Raw genomic sequence first — 8,148 nt, 5'->3', positions numbered from 1 at the left:
CGGCTGCTTCTCCTTCCCCCTCCTCACAATGATTATCATTCTTGTATTTGGTGATTTTATTGCTTGGAAGTCCCTTATTATCATGAAATTCTTCAAATTCATAGAATAAAAGATCGTTCAAGAATTCTATATTAAAATCAACATCAATTTTATCAAGTAAATTATTCTCCTCTAGATAATGAAATATGGCTTTTTTATAAGAGGCAGAAGTATCTATTATCTCCCAGTCTAAAGCTTCACCAATAGTTGTATCTGGATTAATTAAAGGAATTTTTACAGAAAGTGCTTCAGTCGGATACTCCAGCCAATTATCACTCAAAACTGGAAATTCTGGAGAACCAATTAATGCTAATTCAAAACCACCACTAGCTATTTCTTTTACATATACCCCCTCTAAGTAATATTTATTTGCTTAGTTTTTGTTGACAACGAATATAAAAATTCACTGTTGACCACATGTCCAAGTTCTAACTCTAAATCTTTTTGCAAACCAAAATGTAAATAAAAAGCTGGATATGGCAGTTTGACATCGCGTAAAGGAATGTTTTCTATATTTGTATTCTTAAAAGACTCTAATAAACATTGAGGAAAATCAAAAATATTTTTCCCTAAGTTATAAAAATTTACAAAAGCTAATGCCAACTTCAATTCATGGAGAATGTTGGCTCTCCAAGTATTAACAACAGGTGAATATTCATCATCAATTATCTTTGTACCTAAAGATTCTGGATTGAGAGCTTGATTTGGAACTTCTGTGAAAGTCTTTTTCAGATATTTTGCATAAGTGGTATTACCAGGAGTGTCGCATACTATTTCAGTAAAAAATTCATAAAAATCAGTTTGCAATGTACTAGTATTAAATATCTCTGTTGAAGGTAAAACAGCAAAATCTACTAGTTGATCAGCATATATTTTTTGATATTTTTTGACAAATTTAGCTAAATATCTGCGAACTAGAGCATACCGATAAGGAAAATACTTTTGTTGTCTTTGAAATCCTTTAAGAGTCTTAGAATCTATTCCCAATAAAAAAGAGGCATTCATATGCAATCCTAATTGACAAACTTCTTGTACCAACAATACTCAATATCGCTTCCCCCATAAACGGAAGTGAAAAATTTGTAAAAATCTGCCTTTAAAGTATTGTATTTGGTTGATTAAAACAGAATTCAGGAATCATAATTCAGCATGAATTGGAATCCTACTTTCGGCTGTCTATTTTACTGGTCATTTGCTGTAGTTCTTGAGAAAGTGACTGTAGCAGGAGTGATTGGGCTGAGTGTAAAAAGAAATGATCGCCCCCGAACATCTGTAGTGAGAATGCAGCATTTGTCTGCTCGCGCCAAGCTTGAAGTTCATCATAATTGACCTCTCGATCCTGTAAGCCACCAAAAGCAGTAATAGGACAATCAAGTGGTGGCTCGGTAGTATATACATAGGTTTCTAGAACTTCAAAGTCTGCTCGTAGAATCGGGACAAGAAGTTGCATTAATTCGGCATTTTCCAGCAGTGCTTCGGGAGTACCATTGAGACGGCGTAGTTCTTCTATGAACTCAGGCTCACTTAGTGCATGGATAGGTGAATCTGGATCGGGAACTTGTGGAGCGCGGCGGCCGGAAACAAACATATGTACTGGTTCTAGACCGTACTGTTTGCGGAGTAAACGGGCTAGCTCAAAACTGACAACTGCTCCCATGCTGTGACCAAAGAAGGCGAATGGCTTGTTTAAATGTGGAAGCAAGGCGGGAGCAAACTGATTCCTTGTCAGCGCTTGGGCGATCGCACCCACTAGAGGTTCTAGCCGCGAAAATGGGGCTGACTTCATCTGGGTTCCTCGTCCAGGAAGTTCAATAGAACAAACTTCGACAGTTTTAGGTAGACTCTCAGCCCATGTGCGAAAAATGATAGAACTACCACCTGCATACGGGAAGCAGAATAAACGCACTGAAGCCTGAGGATTAGGTTTGGTATATGTTAGCCAAGAGTTAAATGTTTGTGTGGTTGTCATATTTTCATGTCGAATTTCTGTTGCTCTGGTCAAGAGTCCAGAGTTTTTTGATCTTTGACTCTTGACCTTGGACAACCTTTACGAAAAATCAAATGTGTTATGATTTACCTCCAGCAGCTTCTTCCATTTTCTTGCGAAGGCTAAGTGGTCTCATATCAGTCCAAACTTCTTTGATGTAATCTAGACATTCTTGTTTCAAACCACTTTTGTCAGCATCCTTCCAGCCGAGTGCGTTTTCTCTGTCAGCAGGCCAAATGGAATACTGTTCTTCATGATTGACTACAACTTTGTAAATTGTTGTGTCTTCTTTGTCGTCTTGGTACATAATTTATCTCCGTGGTATTTAATTGGCCATGTTTTCTAAGATTTGATAATCCAGTACTTTACTACAAGAAGTTAGTAGTCGGTGGCTCTAGTCGTCATTTAAGCCAATAAAGTGCTTACTACTAACTCGTTTAACCTGTCATAATCACACTTGGGAGATTACTAATGCTAACTGCCTGTAATTACTGATACTCGCTTGAGGGCGAGAAGGAAACTGCTTAATTAAGTTTGGGCAAGGGTTTCAGGTGTGCTTCCTCTAATAATCTTCCTACATGGCGCACGGATATGCTTTCGATAACCCCTTGTTTCATGATTTTGTCCGCTAGTTCTCTTGGTGTCCAATGACTTATTGGGCGTCCGTAGTCTTCAGGTTTTGAACATGCAAGCCCGAATAACTCGATTACTTGCTCCATACTAAATTTTACTGGTGCGCTAATACGCTCCGAGTCTTGTAATCTCTGAAAAATAGACAACTCTTTATCGCTAGTTTCAAACCATCGATTTCGCCATAAACGAGCCATATCCAGACTTATATCTAATATTCGAGCAATTTCCGCATGATTTTTCCTTTCTGACCCTAGGAGAATTATTTCTGCCGCGCTGTACTAGTTGTTGCCCCGTATTGTGTCGGTTTATCAACTGTTGTATTTCTGAGCGATCGCTCTCGTTCAAATTTAATACTTTTGGAGCTAATCGCTCCACGCTAGGTTCCCTTGTTTTTAGCCTAAACTGCTTTGACTCTACTTTCTTAGTTTCTCACAATAATGGTTGGTTTATTTCCGCCGTGCTGTACTAGTCCATCAACCTCAATAATTTGCACGGGGAAATCTCACGATTCCATTGGTTCAAGATGTCCCTTACCTTCTAAACTTGCCAGTTCAATATCTGCAATACATCGAACTTTCACGTAATTCAGTGTCAAGTTCCCAACCAGATGAACCCTCCCTGTTTGATGCTCAAAGTCAGCTTCTTGCAAATTAGATGCTTCTGGGTCGAGTCTGACACCTAAATCAGTACCTCCGCTAGTATTTGTGAATTTGATATGTACGTACCCTCGGTCAATACTTTCTTTCAGTGCTGTAGCTGTTTTTTCCGGTCGTAAGCTTGCTTCAACAGAATGTTCCCCGGATGATAAACGTTGCACTAATTCATTCATTCATACAGATGTCTTCCTCTTAAGAATCACTTTTGTTTTGATTTGTTGATGCTTGTACAAGTACAGGCTCGTAGACTGGAATCTCAAATGCTAAGGTCTTGTGGCAAAACTCCTTCCATTCGGGAGTTATATTGTCAAAAATGATATTCTCATCCTTGAAAATCCCATCAGTCACTAGGTAATTTTCTTGTAGGTAAAGAAAGTCATCATCAGTTAACTCTCTATTACTTTCGACTTCCTTACCCTCAACTGATTTGTTTTCTCTCCTTGTATTTTCAGCACACTCAGTCCACTGACTGAACTCACGTAATTTTTTCAAAGAGTAAGCTTTGCAATACTTTCCCATTGTTGCCATAGTAATACCTCAGTTCACATTCTTTTCGCTAGTGATGTTATCAGCCGATGTTTTAATCTTTCAATAAAATTGGCAGAATTGGTCGTGGATCGAGATTTTTTTCGATAACGATACCGCCACATCACAAAACCGGTGATAGATAGAATGAGCGGCGCAAGTCCGACAAACACATAGAGAATACGTGTTGGTAATCCGCCAAAAGTGCCATAATGCAGAGCTCCAAAGGAATCCCAAATTTTCTCACCTAGAGGTGCTTTTAACCCATTCTTCAGTCGCAAAATCTCACCTGTATACTGATCTAGATAAATCTGGCTGTAGCCAAACTTCCAACTTTCCTGGGGTAGTTTTTTGCCCACTACGATCGCATCTTCCGGTTTTGTTGGTAGCAAAACGTAAGTTGTAACTTCATCTGGTAATGCCGCATCTGCTTTTTGCAGCAGTTGTGTTACGCTAAGTGGCGGTTTGGCAGTAATGTTTTGGGAAACAAGGTTAGATGGATTGGGAGTAGAGGTAAGTGCATAAATTATAGATTGTGTGAAATCATAAAAATTCCAACAGAAGCCGGTGAAGCTAATTAATCCCAAAAAAACAGCTACTATAATCCCTGAGACTTTATGGATGTCAAAGTTGACTCGTCGTGGATGTGCATTCCATTTAATTTTGAAGCCAGAAATCAGCCTTTTCCATCCAGGCCAGAGAATAATTCCTGTAATGCAAAGGATGAATACTAACAGCGCCACTACCCCCATTATTTGAATTCCAACATCGCCAGCGAAGAGTTGGTAGTGTAATTTAAGTGTGAGTGTCTTCAGCGTATTATCCCACACACGGCTACCCATGATTGCACCTGTGTAGGGGTTAACGTTGATTTCTGTTCGTTCACCTTCAGAAGAACGGAGCCAGATTCGGTAAGGAATATCTGGTTCTGGTAGTGTATAGATTCGCTCAACTTTAAGTTCTGGTTGATTGCTGTAAGCTATTTTAACGGTATTCAGCACTGACTCAATGGAAACTTGTTGTCCTTGAGGGATAACATGTCCGATTTGGCGAGCCAATAAGAAGTGGTCGATCTCATCCGCAAATACCAACAGGCTACCTGTTAAGCCAGCTATAACTAATAGCAGGCCTATAGCTAAACCAATATAGCGGTGTAAGCTAAATACTATTGGGCGTAATTTAAATTGCTTGATCGTAAACATGACGTAAATGCCCCGAAATTGCGATCACAACTCCCACGAAATCGTGCCCTGCACCGTGAACGGCTCGCCAGGATAAACACGCAAAATGTTACGAGCAGACTCAAAATAATCTACATCAAACAAATTTCTGAAATTGACCTGTGCGCGGAGCTGTCCTTGTTTATAAAAAATGGCAGCATCAGTACGGAAATAGCTTGGCAGTTCAAAGGAATTCTCTAAATCTGCTTGGCGATCGCCCACATAGAATAATCCCAAACCCAAGCCGAGTCCTTTGAGACTACCAGATTGAATTTCATACTTCGTCCACAAATTGAAACTATTTTTTGGGACATTGTTGAGGTAATTACCTGGTGTGTAAGTCTCGTCTTCAGTGATTTTGGCATCCGTGTAAGCATAACCTGCAATCACATTCAAACCGGGTAAGATTTCACCCCCAATGTTGAATTCGATACCCCGGCTGCGCTGCTCACCTGTTTGAATCGAATAATCTTGACCTGGATAGTTTGGGTCTTCAGTCAAGACATTGGAGCGAGTCAGATTATAGAAAGCAAGTGTTGTAGAAATTCTCTCATTCAAATCTGCCTTAACTCCGACTTCATACTGCGTAGCACGTTCTGGCTCAAAGGTGCTGCGATCAAAGCTAGTTCCAATCACTGGGGTAAACGAGCGACTGTAGCTGGCATAGAGTGAAATTGGCGGTAGGGGTTGGTAAACAATACCGAAACGAGGGCTAAAAGCATCTCCTGACTGGCTGCTTTCGGTGTTTGCTAGCAAATCTCCATCGGTCTGTTTAAAGGCATCAAACCGGACACCCAAGAGCAACTTCAGATTCTCACTCAGGGATATCTGATCTTGGATATAAATACCCAGTGCATCTGTTAGAGAGGAATTATTTTGAAGACCCAAACTTTCACCAAGGAATCGGTCATACACTGGGTTAAACAGGTTAATGGGTGCTGCATTCCTATTATTAAATAAAGATTCATAAGAAAATCTACTCAGGTCAAATCCAAACAACAACTGATGCTTGATGGAGCCAGTTGAGAATTTGCCAATGATGTCCGTTGCCAGATTGTAAGCCTCGTCATCAAACTGTCCTTGATTAAATATTCGATTTAGTGTTCGGTTATCAGGGTCGAGACTAGTAGGGAGCAACGCGCTGGTTTCAAAATGATAAAATATTGCCCTAAAAGCGTTTTTTAATGACCAGTTGTCACTGAATTTGTGTTCTAATGAGTATCCAATTCTACCAATGTCTTCATGAACATAATTGTCATTCCTGTCAGGTCCACTAATGTTCAGGTTGCGTCGTATTTTACCATTTTGGTTAGGTAGTACAGTGCCAATGGCTGGTAGCCACAATCGATTGGTGTCTGCACTTATATACTCTCCTTCCAGAGTTAGCTTTGTTCGCTCACCAATTGCAAAACTAAAAACTGGGGCAATGAGTAGATTTTTATCATGAGCAAAATCGATAAAACTGCCTGCATCTTTATAAGACACATTCAGTCGATACAGCCCTGTTTTGTCATCGTTTAAAGGCCCAGACAGATCCACAGCGCCCCGATAATAGCTGTAACTTCCAACCGTTGCTTCAACCGCATAGTAAGGAGTGGCGAGGGGCTGCTTGGTAATCAAGTTGACTGTGCCACCAGGACTACCATTACCAAACAGAGCTGAAGCCGGACCCTTGAGGACTTCCACTCGCTCTATATTGGAGAGTTCCAGCGAGCGATCGCCCACAGGATCTGCCAGACCATTCCTGAGTGTAGTCCCACTATCAAAGCCCCGAATGGTAAATGAACTTCCTTCGCTATTGCCAGGTGTTCCAAGTGTTGTAATCACACCGGGAACATTTCTTAAAGCATCGTTCAAGCGGGTAACTTGTTGGTCGCGGAGTACCTGTTGCGGTACAACTTGAATTGATTGCGGGATGTCGCGCAAGGGTGTATCGGTTTTGGTCGCAGTTGAAGCATCTGGTACACTGTATCCATCTTGTTCTCCTGTCACTACCAGTTCAATTGGCTCATCACTAGAAGCCGGTGGTTGCTGTGGCTGAGTTTGGTTTGTTGGCTGCTCTACTTGAGGTGTTGGTTGTGTTTGGGGTTGCTGCTGTGCAATAGATGCAGCAGTTGTCAACCCGAAAATCAAACCTTCATCACTGTCAAATAACTCCACTGTTGGTGAGCTTGCCTCACCGATCGCCGTTACTCGGATTGTGTTAGCATCAAAATTTGTTACTGTTATTTCAGTAACTCCCGCAAGTGGTTTTTCGGAACGGAATGTAAACGCCTCGCCTGACGGTAAACGCAGCTGGGCATTGGGAATATCAGCAATAAAACTATTACCAGCACTGCGATTCGTAATTTGTAATTGTTCCCCTTTGGTAGTTTGTAGAATTACCTCCACACCTTTGGCGGTAGGATTTGCCTTCACTGCCGTCACTTGCACAACTTCACTTGAAGGTGTTGACGATTGGGAAAACAACTCGCTAACATTGGTGGCTGGGCGTTCAATCTCGCTCAGTCGCTTGATTGTTGTAATTACTGTTGGCTCCTTTTGCTGCTCTTGTGCCCGTACAGATTGTGCCATCAACAATGGCAGAAAACTCATCACCAACCCCAGCCAAATATTAGACGACAACTCTTGAATCCTCACAATAATTCCCCACACTCCAATAACCAAAACCATCTTTGTTGAGAAGAGTTCTGAATAAGCTTAAAATTGAGATTAGAGGAATTGGATGAGTTGTGTCAACCCCAATACAGAACTAATTATCGCCAAACAGACTTTTCTGGCAACAAACACTGACTGGGAAAAGATACCAAGCTTCGCGTATATCCTTTGCCCAGTTGTTTAAGTACTTGACAATAGGATTCAAATGGCTCTGACAAGTTTTGTTGGCTATTTTCTCTAGCTTCTGCCCAAAACTCTCTTTCCTGTTCCGGTGTCAAGATAATGGTCATAGCTGGCGATTGATAGATGGTTATAGCTTGATAAGATTAATTTTCGATAATCTTACCATGATTTATTCCTAACTATTGACCTAAGCAGAACTCAATATATTCGCTCGCCTCAAACTTTTAAGCGCGTAGCTTCCAAAATA

General features: G+C 40.9%; 10 protein-coding genes. All 10 read right to left on the bottom strand.

The window, feature by feature from the left end; all coding sequences use genetic code 11:
* On the bottom strand, window positions 1–319 hold a 319-nt coding region (locus CDG77_RS09320; RefSeq protein WP_143856986.1), incomplete at its 3' end, for a hypothetical protein.
* Between the two features lie 74 nt (window positions 320–393).
* Window positions 394–1,080 (bottom strand): hypothetical protein, encoded by a 687-nt coding sequence (locus tag CDG77_RS09315; protein ID WP_143856985.1) that lies wholly within the window; start codon window positions 1,078–1,080, stop codon window positions 394–396.
* A 121-nt stretch (window positions 1,081–1,201) separates the two neighbouring features.
* Complete coding sequence (locus CDG77_RS09310; RefSeq protein WP_094329110.1) at window positions 1,202–2,008, bottom strand: thioesterase II family protein; 807 nt, start codon at window positions 2,006–2,008, stop codon at window positions 1,202–1,204.
* A 97-nt stretch (window positions 2,009–2,105) separates the two neighbouring features.
* A complete protein-coding gene (locus CDG77_RS09305; RefSeq protein ID WP_094329109.1) occupies window positions 2,106–2,333 on the bottom strand; it encodes an MbtH family protein in 228 nt (75 codons plus the stop codon).
* Between the two features lie 217 nt (window positions 2,334–2,550).
* Window positions 2,551–2,853, bottom strand: a complete 303-nt coding sequence (locus tag CDG77_RS37445) for a helix-turn-helix domain-containing protein (RefSeq protein WP_223269754.1) — start codon at window positions 2,851–2,853, stop codon at window positions 2,551–2,553.
* 308 nt (window positions 2,854–3,161) lie between these two features.
* Window positions 3,162–3,488, bottom strand: coding sequence for an MbtH domain protein (locus tag CDG77_RS09295; protein WP_094329108.1), 327 nt, complete (start codon window positions 3,486–3,488; stop codon window positions 3,162–3,164).
* Between the two features lie 19 nt (window positions 3,489–3,507).
* The gene (locus tag CDG77_RS09290) at window positions 3,508–3,843 is read right to left on the bottom strand and encodes a hypothetical protein (protein ID WP_094329107.1); all 336 of its coding nucleotides are present in this window, start codon (window positions 3,841–3,843) and stop codon (window positions 3,508–3,510) included.
* 14 nt (window positions 3,844–3,857) lie between these two features.
* Window positions 3,858–5,042 carry a PepSY-associated TM helix domain-containing protein gene (locus CDG77_RS09285; protein WP_094329106.1) on the bottom strand — a complete coding sequence of 395 codons (1,185 nt, stop codon included), beginning with the start codon at window positions 5,040–5,042 and terminating at the stop codon, window positions 3,858–3,860.
* 24 nt (window positions 5,043–5,066) lie between these two features.
* On the bottom strand, window positions 5,067–7,733 hold the full coding sequence (locus CDG77_RS09280) for a TonB-dependent siderophore receptor (protein ID WP_262985145.1): 2,667 nt from the start codon (window positions 7,731–7,733) through the stop codon (window positions 5,067–5,069).
* A gap of 83 nt (window positions 7,734–7,816) precedes the next feature.
* Entirely contained in the window at window positions 7,817–8,008 is a 192-nt protein-coding gene (locus CDG77_RS09275) for a hypothetical protein (protein WP_094329105.1), read from the bottom strand.
* Between the last annotated feature and the right edge of the window lie 140 nt (window positions 8,009–8,148).

It is taken from the genome of Nostoc sp. 'Peltigera membranacea cyanobiont' 213, from assembly GCF_002245975.1.
Taxonomy (GTDB): Bacteria; Cyanobacteriota; Cyanobacteriia; order Cyanobacteriales; family Nostocaceae; genus Nostoc.
The sequence above is the reverse complement of the archived record's forward strand: the minus strand, read 5'-3'. Positions and strand labels throughout refer to the sequence as shown.

Excerpts from the sequence above, each read along its gene's own strand:
- CDG77_RS09290 (WP_094329107.1), bottom strand. The coding sequence starts at position 3,843 with ATGGCAACAATGGGAAAGTATTGCAAAGCTTACTCTTTGAAAAAATTA.
- CDG77_RS09305 (WP_094329109.1), bottom strand. The coding sequence starts at position 2,333 with ATGTACCAAGACGACAAAGAAGACACAACAATTTACAAAGTTGTAGTC.
- CDG77_RS09275 (WP_094329105.1), bottom strand. The coding sequence starts at position 8,008 with ATGACCATTATCTTGACACCGGAACAGGAAAGAGAGTTTTGGGCAGAA.
- CDG77_RS37445 (WP_223269754.1), bottom strand. The coding sequence starts at position 2,853 with ATGGCTCGTTTATGGCGAAATCGATGGTTTGAAACTAGCGATAAAGAG.
- CDG77_RS09280 (WP_262985145.1), bottom strand. The coding sequence starts at position 7,733 with ATGGTTTTGGTTATTGGAGTGTGGGGAATTATTGTGAGGATTCAAGAG.
- CDG77_RS09295 (WP_094329108.1), bottom strand. The coding sequence starts at position 3,488 with ATGAATGAATTAGTGCAACGTTTATCATCCGGGGAACATTCTGTTGAA.
- CDG77_RS09310 (WP_094329110.1), bottom strand. The coding sequence starts at position 2,008 with ATGACAACCACACAAACATTTAACTCTTGGCTAACATATACCAAACCT.
- CDG77_RS09285 (WP_094329106.1), bottom strand. The coding sequence starts at position 5,042 with ATGTTTACGATCAAGCAATTTAAATTACGCCCAATAGTATTTAGCTTA.